The following is a 19,091-nucleotide window of genomic DNA, read 5'->3' as shown; positions in this document are numbered from 1 at the left end:
CCCGTAAAACAACGCCAATCAGCCACTCAGCCGCATCCACCCACCTGGACACCGAAACGAGAATCCCGCCGGACAACAACACGAAAACTTCCACCTCCTCTTCATATCGGCCTCTGGTAAAGGTTCTTGAGGGGCTTCGGGCGCATGATGAGCGTGCCATCGAGATGCTCGCCATTCCGCAAGAGAACCAGAAGCGGGTCGTGGATCCGTCGCAGAACATTGGTCCGGAGCCGGAGGATGGTGAGGAGGAGTCGCGGCTGCTTCTCAGGTTCGCGGCACCCCGGGATCCGGTAATGGTCGCCAAGTGGGTCAAATTCCAGGTCCTCGACACCGAACGCCAGGACTGGACCCGCGGATACGACGCCGCGCGGCGGTACTTCGAGCGGGAAGACGGTCTCGATGTGCCCTACGAACACCAGGAAGGCACCTACCCGCTCGGCCGATGGCTGTCCGACCAGAGACGGTCCTACCGGGCAGGAACCATGCCCAGCACCCGCGCCGACGAACTCGAAGAACTCGGCATGATCTGGGACACCGCCGACGCCCAGTTCACCGAAAACCTCGCCGCCGCCCGCGCCTACTACCAAGAAGCCCGCACCCTCGCCGCACCCCGCCACGCCACCGCCCTCGACAAACCCGTCGGACAATGGCTCACCAACCTCCGACGACCCGGCGGCCTCGGCAAGGACCCCGAACGCGCAGCACGACGGGCCGAACAGCTCGCCGCCATCGACCCCGACTGGAATCCGGGGGCGTTGGGGTGGACCGTCGACTGGCAACGCCACTACACCGGCCTGCACGTGCTCCTCGCCAGCGGTGCCGGCCTCGACGACGTCGTGCCCGGGGTGACGCGGCACGGGGACGACATCGGACGCTGGCTCGCACGGCAGGTACGGGACTGGACACGCCTGAACCCGGAACAGCAACACCGCCTGGGCGAGATGGGCGCGAAACCGGCCGTACGGCCCCAGAAGACCGCAGCACGAACCAACGCGAAGACTGGGGCAACGAAGGGCTCCGACGCGTTCCAGCGGGGCGTAGCGGCCCTCAGGCAGTACATCCAACGCGAGGAGAAGACCGTCGTCGGAAGGGGCCACATCGAAGAACTCCCCGACGGCACGACAGTGCGGTTGGGCGTATTCCTCAGCAACCAGAAGAGCCGACGCGACCGACTCACCGAGCAGCAACTCGCCGCCCTCGCCGAACTCGGATACAACTGGGCACGGTAGAGCGGGGATTTCACGGCTCCCGGCAGGCCCCAGGGGCTATACGTAGTGGGCAGCCCCGGCATACGACATGCCCAGCGTCGCGGTGAGCTGTTTGATGTCGAGTTCGGCGGCGAGGGTGAGCAGCCGGGTCGAGCGCAGGACGCGCGGCAGCAGGCCGACCGAGGCGAGACTGTCACGGATGTGGGCCGCGCTGGCCGGTTCTCTGGTGGTTCTGGTCAGGCGCGTCACCAGGAAGTGCGGGTTGTCCGTTCCCAGCGAGGCCCGGTGGCTGAGGCAGCCCATCAGCGCCTTCCACGTCGCCGTATCGAGTGCGAGGTCGATAGAGCGTCCTGGAAAGCGCACCGCGTGGCGGGCGGGGGTGAGGTGGTCGAGGGTGAGGAGACGCAGTTCGGTGGTCGTGGCAGCGTGGAGAAGCGCAGCCAGACCGATGAACGCCTCGTGCGGGTGCATCTCGCCAGGCCCGTTCCAGCGGCGGTAGAGGTAGCGCTGCTCGTCCAGGGTGAGTGTGGCACCCCGGAAACCACGCGCCTGTGGAGCATCGAGGGGCTCGGCAGGGTTGTGGAGCACGGCCCCGGTGCGGTGGGCGTGGGCGAAGAACTGGCGCAGGCCTGCCAGCCAAGATGCCCTGCGGGCCGGGTTATGGGCGAGGAACGCCTCCAGGTCCGTGGTGGTCAGGGACGCCCACGCCCTGTGGCCCCGGCCTGCGGCGTGGAGGGCAAGGTCCCGGACGGTATCGAGGCGGATCTCGATGGTCTTCAACCGGTTCGGGCGCAGGCCCAGAGCGGCGGCACGCTCACGCTGGTCCAGCAGTGCTTGCGCGAAGGCCCGGACCGCTGGGCGCAGCGGGGGCGGGACGGCTTCGATGCGGCGTTCCCGGAGAGGGGTCTGTACAGCGAACGGTGGGACTCGGTCAGTGTTTTCTAGCGGCGTCCGGCGGTGAGCCGGCCGTCGAAGGCGATGTCGAAGGCTTGGAGTGCGGCCTTCCAGCGCATGGTCCAGCGTTTGCGTCCGGTGCCCGTGGGGTCCAGGCTCATCACGGCCAAGTAGACGCACTTGAGAGCGGCCTGGTCGTTCGGGAAGTGCCCACGGGCCCGGACAGCCTTGCGGATGCGGGCGTTGACGCTCTCGATCGCGTTCGTCGTGCACACGATCTTGCGGATCTCCACGTCGAACTGGAGGAAGGGCACGAACTCCGCCCAGGCACGCTCCCAGAGTCGGACGATCGCCGGGTATTTCGCCCCCCAGGCCTCGCCGAACTCCAGGAAGCGTTCCAGCGCGGCCTCCTCGGTCGCCGCGGTATAGACCGGCTTGAGCGCCTTCGCGATCTTCTCCCAGTCCTGGCGGGCCGCGTATCGGAAGCTGTTGCGCAACAGGTGAACCACACAGGTTTGAACGATTGTTCGAGGCCAGACGGTGTTCACCGCGTCGGGCAGTCCGGTCAGGCCGTCGCAGACCAGCATCAGTACATCGTCCGCGCCGCGGTTCTTGATCTCGGTGAGGACCTGCAGCCAGTACTTGGCGCCCTCGCCGCCGTCGCCGACCCACAGGCCGAGGATGTCCCGGGTGCCCTCGGCCGTGACTGCCAGGGCCATGTAGACGGGCCGGTTGGCAACCTGCCCGTCCCTGACCTTCACGTTGACACAGTCGATGAACACCACCGGATAGACGCGGCGGTTTCCATCGGTGGTTGCGACTGCTGAAGGGAGTCTGTGCGATGCCGAAGTATCCGCCGAACCGGTTGCCGTTGTCGGTGCCGAAGAGCTACTTCGAACTGCGTAGAGGTGGCCTGAAAGGGGCAGCCGCTGCCCGCCGGGTGGGCGTATCCACCAGCGCAGGCTCGGTGTGGTTCATCAAAGCTGGACGTATGCTGCTGCCCGACAAACCCATCGACGACCGCTACCTCACCCAGGACGACCGGATCACGATCGCCGAGGGCCTGCTCGCCGGCCGCACGCCAGCCGTGATCGCCGAAGAGGTCGGCAAGCACCGTTCCACCGTCTACCGGGAGATCTCCCGCGGCCGAGGCCCCGATGGCAGGTACAACCCGTGGTGGTCGCACAACCAGGCCATCCTGCGCCGACGCCGCCCCAAGCCGGAGAAACTGCAGGTCAATCCTGAGCTGCGGACATTTGTCAACGACAAGCTGAAGCAGCGGTGGTCACCACAGCAGATCACCCGGGACCTCGCCCGGAGCCGCCCGGACGAGCCGGCCATGAACCTCTGCCCGGAAACCGTCTACCGAGCCCTGTACAACGGGCTGCTCGACAAACGCGCCGCCCGCCTGCGAACCCGCAGAACCCGGCGCAAGAAGCAACGCCGGGGCATACCCTCCAAGAACGCCATTCCGAACATGCGGCCGGTCCACACACGCCCCCGCGAGGCCGAGGAACGCCAACAGGCCGGCCACTGGGAAGGAGACCTCATCCTCGGCAGAGCACAAAACTCCGCAATCGGCACCCTGGTCGACCGCGCCACTCGCTACACCAGGCTCATCCACCTGCCCGACGGTTGGAAAGCACCGCAGCTCCGCGACGCCCTCACCGCTCAGACCGCCGATCTGCCCGCAAGCCTGCGACGGACCCTGACCTGGGATCAAGGCCGCGAACTCTACCTTCACGAGGAGATAGAGGATCTGACCGGGTTCCACATCTACTTCTGCGACCCGCACTCGCCCTGGCAGCGCGGCACCAACGAGAACACAAACGGGCTGCTGCGCGAGTACTTTCCCAAGGGGACTGACCTCGCCCGCCACACCTTGCGCGATCTCATACAAGTCGAGCGGCAACTCAACCAGCGGCCCCGCCGCATCCTCGGAGACCGCACCCCGGCAGAGGCCATGAGACGCTGGTCAAGAGAACTGGCCTACCGCTGATTCGCAACGATCAGTGGAAACCGCCCGCGGTCGAGTGGACGGTTCTGCCATTCGGCCATACCGGCCATCACGCTGTCGGTGATCGTGGAGATCGTTGACTTGGACACCTCGGTTCCGTACACCTCCGCGAGATGCGCCGAAATCTCCCCGTGCGTCAGGCCCTTCGCGGACAAGGACAGGACCATCTCGTCCACCCCGCCGAGGCGCCGCTGCCGCTTCTTGACCAGCTGCGGCTCGAAGGTGCCCGCCCGGTCGCGCGGCACCGCGATCTCCACCGGGCCGACCTCGGTCGTCACGGTCTTGGACCGGCGGCCGTTGCGGTAGTTCTCCCGCCCTTCCTCGGCCCGCTCACCGGGCTCGTGCCCCAGGTGGTCGGTGAGCTCACCCTCCAACGCAGACTCCAGGACCTTCCGGGTCAGCTCGGCCAGCAGCCCGCCCTCACCGGTCAGCTTCATCCCGCCGGCCTGAGCCCGGGCCACCAACTCGGTAACCAGCCCCTCATCCACCACGTCCACGGCGGCGGCCTCCTCGACCTTGATGTCACTCATCACGTCAGTCATCAACTGTCGCTTCCAGATTGGGAGTTACACCGTTCACCGTACAGACCCGCTGAGTGAAGCGAACCGGACGCGGGGCCGGAGGCGCTCCCAGGCTCCCGACGCGACGAAGCCCCGCAGAGGGACCTGCGAGGCTTCTGACGGGTACGTCTACTAGCAGCCGTAGTATTTTCCGGCCGAGTCGAACTTGGCCCACACCATCGCATAGGAGGTTTGCGGGCCGAAGACGCCGTCCACGGTGATATTGAGGCGGTCCTGCGCGTAGCGCACGGCCTGGGTTGTCTTGGGCCCGTAGTTGTTGTCGAGGGCGAGACTCTGGTTGTAGCAGCGGTTCAGGTTCCGCTGCAGCTCACCGACCCCGCCACCGACGAGACCCTGTTGGAGGTGGCACTGGCGGTTGCCGCTGTTGTCAGTCGTGGTGGGGATCCTGTGCCAGTAGCCGCCGTAGTTGAACCAGGTGGACCCGGAGCAAGGGCCAGTGGCAGCGGCAGGGGAAGCCATGGTGACAGCCCCCCCGAGCGGGATGAGAACAGCTGCCGCCGTGGCAGCTAGGGCTCGCTTGAGTCGCATGCTCGTCTCCGTTCATTTGGCTTGACAGGTTCCACCGGGCTTCGGGCCACCAGCCTGCGCCGATCAGGCCTGCCACCGCGACGTTTTGTGCCACGATTCGATCAGGTTCGAAAGGACGGCCGCGGGACCAGCAGGACCAGACAGCGGGAGGGTCATGATCGAGCTCACCGTGGACACCGTAGGGCTCGCCCGCTCCCGCTTCGCCGTCTCGCCGTTGCACGAGGTCGCCGCGACGCTGCTGCCCTGGGGCCTGCGACCAGCCCCGGATACCGATCCGTGGGTCGCACGTGCCCGGCGCGTGCTGCGCCGGGCACGGCTGCCGCTACTGTCCGAACTGGCCCTGGACGGGGCCGGATACGTGCCCGACTTCCTCAGCCCGCACCCCTGCGGGCCCTCCCCCACCGTCGAGGAGGAACTGGAGCAGGTCCGGTGCACCCCGCCCGAACGCGTCCTGAGCGAGCTGGAGGCGTTGCGCGACGGACGGCCGCAAAACGGCCTCGCCGGATCCGAGCTGCCGGCGGGGGTGCGGCGGGCCATGGCGCGGGGCGGTGCGCACGTGGCCCGGCAGGCGGCTAACGAGGTACGGCGCTACTGGGAGCTGGCCTTCGCCCCGCACTGGGAGGCCGCCAAGGCAGCCCTCGACGCGGAGGTCGACCGATGCGCCGGCGTGCTGGCCCGGCACGGAGCGGCCAGGCTCTTCAACTCCCTGCACCCCGGCATCCGGTGGACCGACGACACCCTGCACGTCGAGAGCCGGTTCCGGATCGCACGGCCCGTGCCCCTGGTGGTCGTCGTGCCGTCACTCGTCGCACCTCGGCCGGCCGTGGCCGTGGACGCAACCCGCAACAAAGTCCGGCCCCCGATGCTCATCTATCCCGTGGGCGACAAGGCCATCGCCAACACCATCGCCCCAGCAGCGCCCCCCGCCGAGATGGCCCAGCTGCTCGGCCCCACCCGCGCCGGGCTCCTCGCCGAGCTGGCACAACCCGCCTCCACCGCACAGCTCGCGGCACGTCACTTCCTCAGCCCCGCCACGGTCTCGTACCACCTTGGCGTACTGCACCGGGCCGGCCTCGTCGCCCGCGCCCGGTCCGGCCGATCGGTGCTCTACCGCCGTACACCCGAAGGGTCCCGACTGGCGAGAAGCCGGTAGGTGGGGGCGGGGCAAGCTCCTGGGGTCACCCGCCTGCGTGATCGATGTGCCGGCTCCTGCCGCAGCACGCCGCCACCGAAGCGGTCCCCCGACCGCTGGGCCTGAGCCGACCTCCCTGAGCACCAAAACGCATGCGAGGGCGGCACATACTCTCGCAGGTACACGCCGCCCTTGCGCTCCACTCCCCAGTCGATCAGCATCTAACCGCGGCCGAGCCGCTCACACAGTCGTGCGCCCCGTGCGGTCGGTTGTCCAAGACCGCCCAGGGCTCCTCCTGGTCCCGATCCGCCGACCTCTTCGGCTGCGCCCGCGCTTTGACGTTCTGGGTGTCGCAGCCACGCGTACTGCATCGAAAGCCGCGCGGGCGAGCGTCACGGCATGCTCGCACTGTCCATCACAAATCGCGGTCTTCACCTGAACGCACAGGGTCGGCACCAACTGGCGCCGACCCTCGTGTGCACCAAGTGGCTTTGTTCACAAGTTTGGGTTCTGGCTCGCTTTCCGTGATGTACGCACGCTGAGTGACGGCTGACGCTCCGAGTAGGCTCCGGGAAGTTGCCTGAAAATGACCAGGACAGATCTTGATGTGGTCGACAATGCGACGTCGTGGAAGATATGGCGCCCCGCCTGGAGGGCCTGCTGTTACCGTCCATCGCGGACGTGTCGGTGCTGTCGCTGGACGTGAGCCACGAGGCGATACGCATCGACGTCTGCAGTACGGCGGCCGGGGCGGCATGCCCGGACTGTGGGAGCGAGTCGACCCGCGTACACAGCTCTTACCTACGGTTTCCTGCGGACGTTCCGAGTGGCGGACGTCTGGTGGTCCTACAACTGCGAGTCCGGCGGTTCTTCTGTCCGGAGCCTTCGTGTGCTCGGCGGACCTTCGCTGAGCAGCTGCCGGGGCTGACACGGCGGCACAGCAGGTGGACGGAGCGGTTGCGGTCGACTCTCGCCGCGGTGGGTCTCGCCCTCGCCGGCCGGGCCGGCGCCCGGATGGCACGGGCCTTCGGGGTGTCCATCAGCCGCAGCGCGGTGTTGCGGCTGCTCGATGCATTGCCCGAACCCGAAATCCCGGCCCCGCGGGTGGTTGGTGTTGATGAATACGCCACACGCAAAGGACGGGTCTACGGCACGGTGCTCGTCGACGTCGAGACCCGCCGGCCGGTGGATTTGCTGCCTGACCGGGAGGCGTCCAGCCTGGCCGCATGGCTGGAGAAGCGCCCCGGGATCGAGATCGTCTGCCGGGACCGCGCGCCGTTCTTCACGGAAGGCGCCACAGCCGGGGCACCCCAAGCGACGCAGGTCGCCGACCGCTGGCATCTGTGGCACAACCTCGGGGAGGCCGCTGAGCGGGCTGTCGCCCGCCACCGCCAGTGCCTTCGCGTCCTGGTTCCCGATCGCGGGGCGAAGGCCGACGAACCGGTGCCGTCCGAGGAGAAGGCGGACTCTCCGTGGCGGAGCGAGCGGTTCGCCAACCGTGTCCGAGCCAGGCACGCCACGGTCCACGCGCTGCTGGAAGCCGGCCACAGCCGCCGTTCCATTGGGCGCCAGCTGAACATGACCCACCGCACCGTCAAGAGCCTCGCCGACGCTGCGAAGCCGGAAGACCTCTTTCGCGGCCAGTGGCAGCACAACAGGACCTCCGTCCTCGACGAGTACAAGCCCTACCTGGACGAACGCTGGGACGAGGGCTGCACCAACGCATGGAAGCTCTGGGAGGAGATCGTTCCCTTGGGCTATCGAGGCAGCTACGGCCGGGTCAGCGCCTACCTGCGAGAGAAGCGCACTTCGCCACGGCCGGTCACCGCGCAACCACCGGCACCCCGCGTGGTGACGAGATGGATCCTCAGCCGACCCGAAGCTCTGACCGAGATCGAACAGCTCAGGCTCAAGGCCGTCCTGGCCAACTGCCCTGAACTCGATGCCCTGACCGGTCACGTCCGGTCCTTCGCCCAGATGCTCACCGAGCGCCAGGGCGAACGGCTCCCACAGTGGCTCGACGCCGTCCGTCAAGACGATCTGCCCAGCCTCCACACTCTTGCGGCAGGAATCGAGCGAGACCGCGACGCGGTCATCGCCGGCCTGACCCTGCCCTGGAATTCCGGCGTCGTTGAAGGACACGTGAACCGAATCAAGATGCTCAAGCGCCAGATGTTCGGCCGGGCTGGCTTCGCGCTGCTCCGCAAGCGAGTCCTGTTGGATCACTGATCGATGTCAGATGCGCGCGATAGCTTCCCCACATGGGTGTTTACCTGGTGAGCGTTGGCGCGGAGGAATGGTTTGGTGACGAGGAAGATGGATGGGGCGAGGTTGCTTCAGCGCTCAACGCTGAACTCAGGCGGCGCGGCCTACCGCCCTACGAGGACGTTCCCCCAGAGACGGACTTCGCACCTGGCTCAGGGCAAGCTTTCGAGGAGAAGTTGACCCCCTCCATGACCGGGTTCCTCGCCTTGTGTCAGACGCACCTGTCACGAGAGGAATCAGAGATCCTCTGCGGCTGGACCGTGCTCGTGCCCTTCTCGCTCGATGAGGAGATCTGGTTGTCCATCGAATCCGACGACCACGAGTCCATGGTCGTCGGCGCTCCTCAGGTACTACCGCTCGCCGAGAAGCTGGCAGCAGCCATCGATCTGCCACCCGAAACCCCGGCAACATGCGACAACCTCGATCTGAGCATGTGGTTCAGGCACCAAGCAAAGGAACTGGCCACTACTCGAACAGGACCGTGGACCAAGGACCTGAACACAGCCTTCTACGTCTCACTGTTCCTGCGCGCTGCCCAGCACTCGATCCGACGCGGCTGCCCCATCGTCTGCACCTGAGACCCATCTTTGGTCACCCTGGTCTCCCGGCGGAGGTCACTCACCGTGCACGCGTCACGGAAAGCGAGCCAGAACCCGATCTCGTGAACATCGAACACCAACCATTAGCGGCAGCTCCCGAAGTGCTGAACATCCGCTGTCCGTTCTCGTGTACAGAACCACTGGCGTCAACGTCGAACCCGACAGGCGCCTGACCGCTCCCGCGGAACCAGATCGGTCTCAAGGTCTACTGACAACGAGCCGCCGCAACTTGCGGAACCCGCCCTGACCCGGCCGCGTCACAGGGACAGGGCAGCTGCCACATCACCATCCTCTCGGAGGTCCACATGCGCATCCGGGCATCGCGCTCGCTGAGCCTGCTCACTGCGACGGCTGTGTCCGCCGCCAGCTTGGGGGCCATCTCCGGTTGCGGCGACCAGAAGGATGCTGGCGGCGACACGGAGGTGCTGGCGCACCGTGCCCACGAGGTCGCCAAAGCCTGGGACGGTTCAACCGCTGCCGCCGCGTGGCGAGCTGGGTACCACCCCATGGGTGACGTGGTCCAGCTGCCGCGTGGCGGCCTGCGGAGCCAGGCCGACAAGCAGGCCTACCAAGACCACAACCTCGCCCTACGTGGCACGATGCCCAACACTGGGCCGAAGAACGGCCAGGTTACTTGGGCGGGAGGCAGATCGCTCACACGGCCGTTGACTGGGGCGGCTGAGTCGTACAAGACCCTGGCCGGGGGCCGCACCGACGGAAAGCCCCACCTCACTGTGACCGGAGCGAAGCAGGGTGAGATGAGTGTGGCCACCAACCGGGGACCGGCAGTGATCCCCGCCTGGCTGTTCACCCTTGACGGCTATGCCTCCCCTCTCAAGCAGGCCGCCGTCATCCCCTCGCCACTCCCCCGTCCGCCGGTCGGGCGGGCCAACGACGTCCCGGGTTATCCGCTTAACCGGCTGGTCCAGATTGCCGCAGACGGGCGTTCGGTGACCGTGGTTTCCCTCCATGGCGCCTGCGACGACGGCCCCGTGGTGGATGTGCTGGAAACACGCGGCAGCGTGGTGCTCTCGGGCTCCGTCAAACACCGGAAGGACGACGGCGGCCACTGCACCAAGCAGGCACGGCTGCAGCAAGTGACTGTGAAACTGGCGCGGCCCGTAGGCGACCGCGTTGTGCTCGACGCGCACACCGGCCGACCGGTTCCCTACAAGCCACCGCACGGACTCTCGCCGAGCTGGAGTTGAGCGGTGCCAGCCCTCGGCGAGCGCATTCCACTCTTCGGGGGCAGGTCCCGACACTCCCGTCGAACGCGGGGTGGGGCTGGAGGTTGAGCGGGCCGAACTCGTCCATGCAGTAGATGACCTCGGGCTCGCCGGTCTCGGGTATGACCTCACGGTCGGCGATGGCGTAGAGGTGCTCGACGCAGGCCAGCTCACGCCGACGTCCGTGATGGTGAGGGCGGTGAGCGGACCTGCCCGCACCCGTGGGTAGCCAGTGCGGTCACCGTGCGGTGTTCTCGGTGCGGATCATGCGGCGCAGACTGGTGCGGGCTGCTGCGAGGTCTTGTTCCAGAGAGGTGGCCCGGGCACGGAGGGTGGTGCTCTCTTCGGTGGCCTGCTGGAGCTGGTCGGCGAGTTGGTGGTTGTGTCGGGTGAGTTCGTCGACGCGGCCGGCCAGATCAGGTGTGGTGAGCGCGTCGAGTTGCTGTCCGAGCTGTTGCCGTATGGCGCTGCGTAGGCGGTCCCGTTCCTGGCGGAGGTTCTTAATCTCTTGGCGGGCGGTTTCGAGTTCTGCGCGCAGCCCTGCGGGCGTAAGGGGGGTTCCCGGGTCGGGAGCGGTAGGCGGGGTGCGGGCCTGTCGTTCGCGGGCGGCATCGATGTGTTCGCAGATGCCATCGGCGTAGGTGAGCCAGGTGGAGACGTTCGCGGCACGGGCAACGGCGGTGTGGGTGATCCTCTCGCCGTCTCGTTCGAGGACGGTGAGGGCGGTCAGGGCGCGCTGGCGCTTGTCGAGGCTGTGCTGTCGGCGGGCCTGAGCAAGGGTGGCGGGATTGCCTTGTCGGTTCATGACGGTGGGGTGTGGGTTCGGTTGGTGACGGTGAGCGGGAGGAGGGGGCGGCTGGTGCCGGCCCTGGTCTTTCGCAGGAGAGTGAAGTTCCCCCCAGGGTCAGGACAACTTGATACTGGGACGTATGGGTCCCGGAGGAAGCAGTCCAGGTAGTGAGTAAGAAGAGCAATACGAGCAAGCGGTACACAGCCGAGTTCAAGAAGGATGCTGTTGAGCTTGTCCGTTCCTCCGGGCGGACGGTGGCCGAGGTCGCCCGGGAACTCGGGGTCAGTACCGAGGGCCTGCGGGGCTGGGTCAAGCAGGCGAAGGTCGACCGGGGCGAGGGTCCGGCGGGCGTTTTGACGACAGCGGAGCGCGAGGAGCTGGTCCGACTGCGACGCAAGGTCCGCGAGCAGGAGCAGACGATCGAGGTGCTGGGAAAAGCGACCGCCTTCTTCGCACAGCAGAAGACGAAGTAGCCGCACGCTACGCGTTCGTCGACGCGGAGAAGGCGTCTGAGGGCAACCCCGGTGGTTACAGCGTGTCGCTGCTGTGCCGGGCGTTGAAGGTGACGCGCTCGGCCTACTACGCCTACCTCCTGGCCCATCCCGCCGCCGGGGCACGGCAGGCGGCAGAGGAGAAGCTTGCTGGGGAGATACGGAAGTGCCCTTCGCCCCGGCGGCCAGGGGCCCGCCGGGGCGATGCAGACGTCGCCCGGGGGCGGGCCGCCCGGGCCGGGTCAGCCCGCCGCGGCAGCGAGCAGCTTGCTCGACTTGACGGTGAACGGGACCGCCTCGCCGTTGAGCGTCACCGATGCCGCCCAGGGCGCGTGGATCCTGACGGCCTTGTCGACGTCCGTGCTGGGGACGAGCCCCGTGCCGTCGATGGCGACCGTCCTGCGCGCCGGGTCGAGGCGGACCGCGAAGTCCTTCAGCTCCACCGGGGAGTCAACGAGCACGGCGTCCTTCGTGGCGAGCCTGCACCCGCCGTACAGCAGCCACGTCCGCCGCTGCGAGTCCGCCTCCGCGTAGGCCACCGTGCCGTCGAAGGTGTACGCGCCGAAGGCGATCGGCGACCGCGGCGCGGTGTGCGCCACGGCGTAGGTGGCCGTGCGCTCCGTGCTGAACGTGAGGGCCATCGCCGAGGCCTCACCGGCCGCCGCTCCCGCCACGGCGAGGTCCTCGACCGTGGCGGTGGACTGCTGGCCGGCGGGAACGGGCAGCAGCAGCGCGTCGAAGGTGACCGGGCCGGATCCCTCGCGCGTGTAGGTCACATACTTGCTGTCCGTGACGCTGTAGAACACCGGCGAGTAGTAGCCGTTACGGACCTCTGCCCGGAGCGATGAGGGGCGGGCGGGGACGAGGCGCAGATTGCCGCCCTCCGCGAAGTCGGTGACGGTCGCCCGGCTGCCGTCCTCCAGCGCCGGCCGGGCCTCGGGCAGCAGCTGCCAGTTCTGCCGGTAGACGTGGTTTGCGGTGCCGGACGGCCTGAGATGGTCGGAGACGATCCACAGGCCGGGCCGTGCGAACAGCACTGTGCGGGTGTGCCGGGCGGCGGAGTTGCCGTCGGTCCAGGCGCGGGTGAGGTCGAAGGCGCCGTTGGTGGCGAAGAGGTCGATGGAGGCGGCCGCGCCGACCTTCTGGGCGGTGGCGTCGACCTCGACTGTGCTGTGCGACTCGGTGGTGAAACGCAGCCAGTTGCTCCGCGGGTCGCTGGAGTACGTGAAGGCGCCCATGTCGGGCAGCAGCCGGTTGCCCTCGGCCCAGACGGTGACGGCCAGATCGTCAGGGTGGGAGTGCGGGCCGCGGTCGGCATTGATCCGCAGATACGCCGCGTCCGGCCGCCAGCCGCTGCGCTGGACGGCGACGCGGGTGTCCGGGTAGAGGACCGAGGTGTGGTCGGGGGCCGTGCCGCGGGCGCCGTCGGAGCCGATGTACGTCAGCGTGGCGTCGCCGAGCAGTTCGCCGTACTGCAGCAGCGCAGGGCGGCGGTCGAAGGTGCCGCTGTCGCCGTAGGCGGGGCTGAAGCCGCCGGGCAGGTTCTGGTCGGCGAGGAAGCGCACGAGCCGGTCCAGCTCGGCCTTGCCGCCGAGCTCGTAGCCGTTGTCCTGGAGGTACTTGGTCAGCCCGCCGAAGGTGTCGACGACACCCCAGGCGTAGCCGTCGGTGGACTCGACGTAACCCCCGTCGGGATACAACGCCGTGCGGAGTTGAGCGGAGAGGTACGTCCGGGCGTGCTCCAGCCACTCGGCGCTGCCCCGGAACTCGGGGAAGTGCACGGCGATCGCCGTCAGCGCCTGCTTCTGGAACTGGATCCAGTTGGGGTTGGGGCCCGAGGCCACGGCCAGATAGCGGCCGGACTTCTCGATCGTGCGCAGCATCGCGGTGTTGTCGGCGGCGGTGAGGGACGGGCTGGCGCGCAGGGACTCGTAGGCGTACACCCAGTTGACGATGCGGTTGCCGGTGTCGAGGCTGCGCGGGAAGGAGCCGGCGCCGTACGCGGTGCCGTAGCTGTCGGCGTCGCGGATGAAGTCGGTGATCAGGCTCGTCAGTCCGGCGGCGATCGTCTCGTCGCCGCTCTGGCGGTAGGCGTCGGCCATCGGGCCGGCGAAGTACAGCCGGGGCAGCTGGGCGCCGTACTCGGGGTCGGCGCCGGCGGGCCTCTTCCAGTCGAAGCCGCCCGGGTCGCCCTGCCAGGAGAAGGTGTTCTGGACGGTGTTGGCCCAGGTGCGGGTGGTCTCGTTGAAGGCTTCGAGGGTCTGGAAGACGATGACTCGCTTGTTGGCGGCGGCAGTGGCGTTACGGCCGGTGAGCTTAAGGCGCGCCGACCTCGGAGCCTGGGTCACACCCTCGATACGGAAGGCCAGGTACGCCTTGCGGGTCTCGGCGGTGAAGGCGCCCACGCCCTCGTCGCGGACCTGCAGCTCGCTGTCGGAGCCGAAGTTGCCGGTCGCGTCGTCGCCGGCCTTGATGTACGTGTCGGCGGTCGCGGGGAAGGCGACGGTGCTCCCGTCCGCCTTCGTAACCTCCAGCACCGGGGCGCCCGCGCCCGCGTCGCGGCTCGCGAAGACCGCGGTCGAGGGCTCCTTGTCGCGCGCCATCAGGAAGAACATCACCTCGGATGCCTTGCCTTCCGCGGCCCGGGTGAGCGCCTCCGTCACATCGGCGGAGACGGTGGACGCGGCGCCTGTGACGGTGACAACGTCCTGGTAGATCTCGCCGGTGCCGAGGGTCCAGATGTGGTCGATAAACAGGGGTATCTGGCCCGGGCGAAAGATGCCGTTGTAGAGGAATGGCAGGGGCGCCTTCGCGGTGCGGGATCGGAAGTGCTTGCGGAGGGCCTCACCGGCGGCGGCGTAGTCCCCGGCTCTGGCGGCGTCTTCGACGGGCTTCAGCGAGGCGGCCGCGGTGTAGTCCAGGCGCGGCTGGGTGGTCCAAGTGCTCCCGTCCCATATGCCGAAGAAGCCGGCGTCCTCGGCGGAACCGCTCGACGTGGCTTGCGTCTCGGCCGCGCGGGCGATGGACCCCAGGGGCAGCAGGCCGGCGGCGGTGGCGCCGGCCATGGTGCCCAAGACTCGTCTGCGGGCAAGGAGGGGGTGTCGCTGGTCCATGGGGGTCGTCCCTTTCGCCTGGCGATAGAAAGCGGTTGCATCCACCGCCGGTCAATGGTCTACACCAGTTGCGGCAGGGTCAAGGGGGCAGCGGAGACTGACGAGGAAGACTTCCGGAGGGCAGCGACACACTCTCAAAGACAAGGATCGCGTCCACGAGTTCGAACGGCACGACCGCCGTCAGCTCCCCCAGATGCCCGGGAGCGAACCGGCCCGCGGCCACAGCGACCGTACGGGTGATGGCCGTCAGCGCAGACGGCAGGACACAATGACGAGGCAACGGAGCTCCTTCGGGACAAGCTGTCTTGGTCGACTGCCTGTACCAACGAGCTCCGTTGCTCTGCGTCGAGGATCCTTCAACTCACTTGTGTGACCTGCGAAAACGCTAACGACCCGGCCTTGGGGCCTCCCCCTGAGTGGTGGACACGCTGAGGGTGACCCCTGAGACGGGATGCCCGATGATGGGCTTCAGCAAATCGGGCGTAGTCACGGGGGGGACATGGAGGCTTCGGAACTTGCGGTCGTGGCAGTGGGGGTGATTGTCGCTGCTGCTACTGGGGCAGCAACTGCTGTCGGAGAGGGAGCTGGTGCGGCGGTCACCGAGTTGGTGCGGGCCCGTCTTGCAGGAACGGAGCGGGGACGTACAACCCTGGCAGAGCTCGACGCTGGCAGAAGCCCGGCAGCACGATCCGACGCTCAGGACGTGCTGCGAAACGAGATCGAGGCAGATCCGGAGCTGAGACGGCAGCTGGAACTGCACCTGTCTGCTCCGTCCACGCACACCGAGAATAGTGTGGTGATCACGGGCAGCCGGTTGTCGCGCAGCCCCATTTCCCTCGGCCCGCTGACCATCAACAACACGCCCAGTGCCCGCGCCTTCCTGGTCGCAGCAACGGCCCTGCTATTGGCCCTGCTCGCGCTTGGTGTCTACGGCGGGGTGCAGCTCCTCACTGCCGATGACTCCCCCCAAGGCTCCCGGCAGTCAGAACCGAGCGACGCCCAATCGGGAGCACTCAGCGACAACGAGGGGGGCGCTGGCATCACTCCGCCCAGCGAATCAGGCCGGCCCGACCGCAAGAACGCCGCGCTCAACGAGGCGGCAGTCGTTGAAGTGACTCTCCCTGACTCCGGCAGCCTTCCCTCTGGTTGGGAGGCGACGCAGGACAAAGAGATCAAGGCGGGCGTGCCCAGCGACTGCAGTTCGGCATGTACGGGGGCTTTGTACACCGGCACCGTCCCATTTGAAGTTACAGACTCGGGCGAGGCAGCCTTCTTCTACATCCAGGCTTACGACACCGCCGACCACGCTGCCCAACGCTTCGCTGATGTCCGAGCGGATAAAGACGAACACTCTGACGGTCTCGAGCCGCTGTCGCTGCAGCCCATGGGTGACAAGAGCGTCGCCTACCGGGCAAAGATCGTCAATGCCGAGCGGGCGGAGGCGGGCGCGCTCGTGGGCACCGTCGTCACCTGGGTCACATACCGAACGGCAGATAGTTCCCTCGACCCCGCCGCTCTCTCCTCCCTCGCCCAGATGCTGGCCGAACGGGCCCAGCAGGCCCAGAACGGGACCATCCCTCCCGTCGCCAGAGCAGAGTTCTGACCGACTGAAGCCGAGGACCCGATCGTCGGGTAGTGCAGGCCGCCTGGGCCTCGGGGCGTTCGACGAGGTGCCCGTGTTCGAGCGGGCTCCGGCGTGTCGGCGCGAACGGGACCCGGCGCGGACGGGACGGCGAGGCATCCGGCCGGGACTACCCCACGATCCACAGGTCTTGACTATTACTCCACCGGCTCCCAGGTATGCCTCGCCCGCAGTCCGGGTGCCACGTGCCGAAGCGCCGGATCTTGCTGGTGATGTACGGGGTGATGGTGGCCAGGTCAGCATCGGGATGCTCTTGGTGAAAGGTGCTGGTCATGCCGCAGATGTCGAAGATCGATCGATCTGGAGGTCATGGGGTGGCGGTTCGCCACGCGGGATGCAATGCGGGATAGAGGCTGACCAGGAGATAACCAGCCGCGATCACGAGCAAAGCCGTGGTGAGGCTGGTCATGGCGACCAGCAGGCCGGCGCCGAAAATGCCCACCGGCACCGCAGCCACAACCGCCGCCATGATCGCTCCGGAAACGCGTCCCCGGAGCTCCGAGGGAATACGGCTGAACTGGACAGCGGTCAACAGCGGGTTCACTGGTCCAGCAGCGATACCGGCGAGAGCCATGGTGACGACAAGCGTGGGAGTTCCGGGCAGCGCGGCGATGACGAAGAACTTCGGGGCCCCGGAAATCAGCAACGCGCCGGTCACGATTACGTGCCGGGGGAACCGATGCCCGACTGCACCGAACAGGACCGCGCCCACCAGGGCGCCGGCGCCGAAGGCAGCGACCGACAGCCCCAGGGCGAGCGGGTTGTCGAGCACCTGCTCGGCCAAGGTGGGCAGCAGCACGGTGAACAGGGCGTTGTCGGCCATGTTGGCGAACATGAACACCACGAGGATCCGAGGCAGCAACGTGTCCTCGCGGATGAACCGCAGCCCTTCGGTGAGCTCCGCGAAGTACCGTGACGTGCCTTTCGACAGGTGCGGAGCCTTGCGAGGCGACGCTCGGGGCACCGTCAGCCCCACGACCAGGGCCGATACCAGGAAGCTGGCCGCATCCACGTACAGCACAAGGATTGGCCCGAGAGCTGCGAGGAGCACGCCGCCGAGCAATCCGCCGGTGAGCTGGGCGACACGCATCACTGTCTCGTGCGCGCTCATCGCCCGTTCCAGCCGCATACCGCAGGCTTCGGCCAGGTCGGGCACGAGGGAGCGGCGGGCTGTTGTGCCTGGAACGTCGAGCATCGAGCCGGCGAACGTGAGGACCAGCAACAGCCAGAACGGCAGGTGGCCCAGCATGTACAGGACCGGGATCGCGGCCACCGTCATCCCGCTGGCCAGGTCGGCATGGACACTGCTGCGGATGAACCCCATGCGGTCCACCAGGGGGCCGCCGAAGAGCCCGGCCAGCACCACGGGAACGAAGTAGGCGACCCCGCTCAGCCCGGCCCGTGCGGGATCACCGGTGGTGTCCAGCACGAACCAGGGAATCGCGATCAGGGCGATCCGGTTTCCCGCGACCGACACCGCCTCGGCTGCCAAGACCGCGCCAAGCGCTCGCCGTGCCGCACGCGTTGACGTGCCTGAAGAAGTCACCTGGCTGCCGGCTCCCGACCCATGATGGTGGCCTGGTCAGTCGGAAAGTACCAGTCCATGAGGTCGGGCTGCCTACCGAAGTGCCCGCAGAGACGCCGCTGCCGCCCGGTCATCCTGGCGACGGTGTGCTCAGCCATCCGATCGTGGCCGTTCAGCCTGATCCGCAGTTGGCCGAACCGCAGGAAGATGTCGCGCGGCGAGCGGCGCAGACGGTCCAGCTCGGAGAGGCGCTTGCCCATGGGGACGACGACGAGTTGCTGCAGCTGCACGGACGGCTCCAGGCCCCCGGGCCGCGGACTGGTGTGATCAGCAATGCCTCTGATCCCCTCGGGCGGATCCACTCCACCGCCTTCGTGCCTGATCAGTGGGGTGCTCGGTGTTCCCGGCAGGATGACAGGCATGGGCCACTGGGTGTACGAGTTCTCGGGTTGCCCCGACTCGGCGGACTGCCAGCAGATCGCGGACGATACGGAGCCGGGCGATGTGGTGCTGCGTAAACGCCCGGACGGTCTAGGCATCGTGGACGGGTTCGTGCGGGAGAGCATCGACGACATAATGATGGTGGCCCGCTACCGGTGGGTGGCCAGCGGAGACCCGCCCGCGGTGGCACCAGCGGTGCTGCAGACATCCGGACCTCTGCCCCTCGCACGGCGGGATGCGTGACCAGTGCGTTCGGGCAACGAGCCGGACGCCGACGAGTCCACTTAAAGGGCGGTTCGAGCCCGCATTCGAGACTGCCGTCGTGGCTGTGCGCGACGACCGCCGCGCACAGCATTTCTCCTACTCCTCTGTCGCGGGTTCTTCAGCCCCGGTCTCCTCAGCCGCAGTGGGGGCCGGTTCCTCGGTCCCAGTCTCCTCAGCCGCAGGGGTCGCGGGTTCTCCAGCCCCGGTCTCCTCAGCCGCAGTGGGGGCCGGTTCCTCGGTCCCGGTCTCCTCGGCAGCAGAGGTCGCGGGTTCTTCAACCCCGGTCTCCTCAGCCGCAGTGGGGGCCGGTTCCTCGGTCCCAGTCTCCTCAGCCGCAGGGGTCGCGGGTTCTCCAGCCCCGGTCTCCTCAGCCGC

At 67.7% G+C, this 19,091-nt stretch carries 16 protein-coding genes and 2 pseudogenes; 9 read left to right on the top strand and 9 right to left on the bottom strand.

From position 1 onward, the window contains the following. The first annotated feature begins 164 nt into the window (after positions 1-164). Positions 165-1,229, top strand: a complete 1,065-nt coding sequence (locus ACFU8W_RS48185) for a helicase associated domain-containing protein (RefSeq protein WP_384052218.1) — start codon at positions 165-167, stop codon at positions 1,227-1,229. 36 nt (positions 1,230-1,265) lie between these two features. Here the strand turns inward: ACFU8W_RS48185 and ACFU8W_RS48180 are convergent, their stop codons facing one another. Together ACFU8W_RS48180 and ACFU8W_RS48175 are read right to left on the bottom strand one after the other, a co-directional pair. Then, positions 1,266-1,988 carry a hypothetical protein gene (locus ACFU8W_RS48180; protein ID WP_384052217.1) on the bottom strand — a complete coding sequence of 241 codons (723 nt, stop codon included), beginning with the start codon at positions 1,986-1,988 and terminating at the stop codon, positions 1,266-1,268. A 161-nt stretch (positions 1,989-2,149) separates the two neighbouring features. Continuing rightward, a pseudogene (locus tag ACFU8W_RS48175) lies at positions 2,150-2,899 on the bottom strand (IS256 family transposase); the annotation flags it as partial. 44 nt (positions 2,900-2,943) lie between these two features. Here ACFU8W_RS48175 and ACFU8W_RS48170 point away from each other — a divergent pair. Then, positions 2,944-4,101, top strand: coding sequence for an IS30 family transposase (locus tag ACFU8W_RS48170; protein WP_384052216.1), 1,158 nt, complete (start codon positions 2,944-2,946; stop codon positions 4,099-4,101). On the opposite strand, the gene ACFU8W_RS48165 is transcribed toward ACFU8W_RS48170, so the two are convergent. Then, entirely contained in the window at positions 4,092-4,661 is a 570-nt protein-coding gene (locus tag ACFU8W_RS48165) for a transposase (RefSeq protein WP_384052215.1), read from the bottom strand. The two genes, ACFU8W_RS48170 and ACFU8W_RS48165, sit on opposite strands and share 10 nt — an antisense overlap. Before the next feature lie 150 nt (positions 4,662-4,811). Next, positions 4,812-5,228 carry a peptidoglycan-binding domain-containing protein gene (locus ACFU8W_RS48160; protein ID WP_345510088.1) on the bottom strand — a complete coding sequence of 139 codons (417 nt, stop codon included), beginning with the start codon at positions 5,226-5,228 and terminating at the stop codon, positions 4,812-4,814. Between the two features lie 154 nt (positions 5,229-5,382). On the opposite strand from ACFU8W_RS48160, the gene ACFU8W_RS48155 reads away from it, so the two are divergent. The 4 genes from ACFU8W_RS48155 to ACFU8W_RS48140 all read left to right on the top strand — a co-directional run bounded on the left by ACFU8W_RS48155 (position 5,383) and on the right by ACFU8W_RS48140 (position 10,432). Next, positions 5,383-6,381 (top strand): ArsR/SmtB family transcription factor, encoded by a 999-nt coding sequence (locus ACFU8W_RS48155; RefSeq protein ID WP_384052214.1) that lies wholly within the window; start codon positions 5,383-5,385, stop codon positions 6,379-6,381. A gap of 615 nt (positions 6,382-6,996) precedes the next feature. Beyond that, positions 6,997-8,589, top strand: coding sequence for an ISL3 family transposase (locus ACFU8W_RS48150; protein WP_384052220.1), 1,593 nt, complete (start codon positions 6,997-6,999; stop codon positions 8,587-8,589). 32 nt (positions 8,590-8,621) lie between these two features. Continuing rightward, positions 8,622-9,203 carry a hypothetical protein gene (locus tag ACFU8W_RS48145; RefSeq protein ID WP_345510086.1) on the top strand — a complete coding sequence of 194 codons (582 nt, stop codon included), beginning with the start codon at positions 8,622-8,624 and terminating at the stop codon, positions 9,201-9,203. A 326-nt stretch (positions 9,204-9,529) separates the two neighbouring features. Beyond that, complete coding sequence (locus ACFU8W_RS48140) at positions 9,530-10,432, top strand: hypothetical protein (RefSeq protein WP_384052213.1); 903 nt, start codon at positions 9,530-9,532, stop codon at positions 10,430-10,432. Between the two features lie 67 nt (positions 10,433-10,499). Here ACFU8W_RS48140 and ACFU8W_RS48135 read toward each other — a convergent pair. Next, positions 10,500-10,616 (bottom strand): annotated as a pseudogene (locus tag ACFU8W_RS48135) (IS630 family transposase); the annotation flags it as partial. A gap of 72 nt (positions 10,617-10,688) precedes the next feature. Continuing rightward, positions 10,689-11,255 carry a hypothetical protein gene (locus ACFU8W_RS48130; protein WP_376669243.1) on the bottom strand — a complete coding sequence of 189 codons (567 nt, stop codon included), beginning with the start codon at positions 11,253-11,255 and terminating at the stop codon, positions 10,689-10,691. 152 nt (positions 11,256-11,407) lie between these two features. Here ACFU8W_RS48130 and ACFU8W_RS48125 point away from each other — a divergent pair, with 152 nt between their 5' ends. Continuing rightward, complete coding sequence (locus ACFU8W_RS48125) at positions 11,408-11,713, top strand: transposase (RefSeq protein ID WP_384052212.1); 306 nt, start codon at positions 11,408-11,410, stop codon at positions 11,711-11,713. A gap of 260 nt (positions 11,714-11,973) precedes the next feature. Here ACFU8W_RS48125 and ACFU8W_RS48120 read toward each other — a convergent pair whose 3' ends face one another. Then, a complete protein-coding gene (locus ACFU8W_RS48120; RefSeq protein WP_384052211.1) occupies positions 11,974-14,796 on the bottom strand; it encodes a heparinase II/III family protein in 2,823 nt (940 codons plus the stop codon). A 751-nt stretch (positions 14,797-15,547) separates the two neighbouring features. Here ACFU8W_RS48120 and ACFU8W_RS48115 point away from each other — a divergent pair. After that, entirely contained in the window at positions 15,548-16,447 is a 900-nt protein-coding gene (locus ACFU8W_RS48115) for a hypothetical protein (protein WP_384052210.1), read from the top strand. A gap of 346 nt (positions 16,448-16,793) precedes the next feature. Here ACFU8W_RS48115 and ACFU8W_RS48110 read toward each other — a convergent pair whose 3' ends face one another. Next, positions 16,794-18,032 carry an MFS transporter gene (locus tag ACFU8W_RS48110; protein WP_384052209.1) on the bottom strand — a complete coding sequence of 413 codons (1,239 nt, stop codon included), beginning with the start codon at positions 18,030-18,032 and terminating at the stop codon, positions 16,794-16,796. Continuing rightward, positions 18,029-18,301: a hypothetical protein gene (locus ACFU8W_RS48105; RefSeq protein WP_384052208.1), complete on the bottom strand. Its 273-nt coding sequence runs from the start codon at positions 18,299-18,301 to the stop codon at positions 18,029-18,031. The genes ACFU8W_RS48110 and ACFU8W_RS48105 overlap by 4 nt, the downstream gene beginning before the upstream one ends. Positions 18,302-18,431: 130 nt before the next feature. Here ACFU8W_RS48105 and ACFU8W_RS48100 point away from each other — a divergent pair, with 130 nt between their 5' ends. Next, positions 18,432-18,695: a hypothetical protein gene (locus tag ACFU8W_RS48100; RefSeq protein ID WP_384052207.1), complete on the top strand. Its 264-nt coding sequence runs from the start codon at positions 18,432-18,434 to the stop codon at positions 18,693-18,695. Positions 18,696-19,091: the final 396 nt, after the last annotated feature.

It is taken from the genome of Streptomyces sp. NPDC057565 (assembly GCF_042801455.1).
GTDB classification, from domain to species: domain Bacteria; phylum Actinomycetota; class Actinomycetes; order Streptomycetales; family Streptomycetaceae; genus Streptomyces; species Streptomyces yanii.
This window is presented reverse-complemented; position numbering and strand designations above follow the sequence as displayed.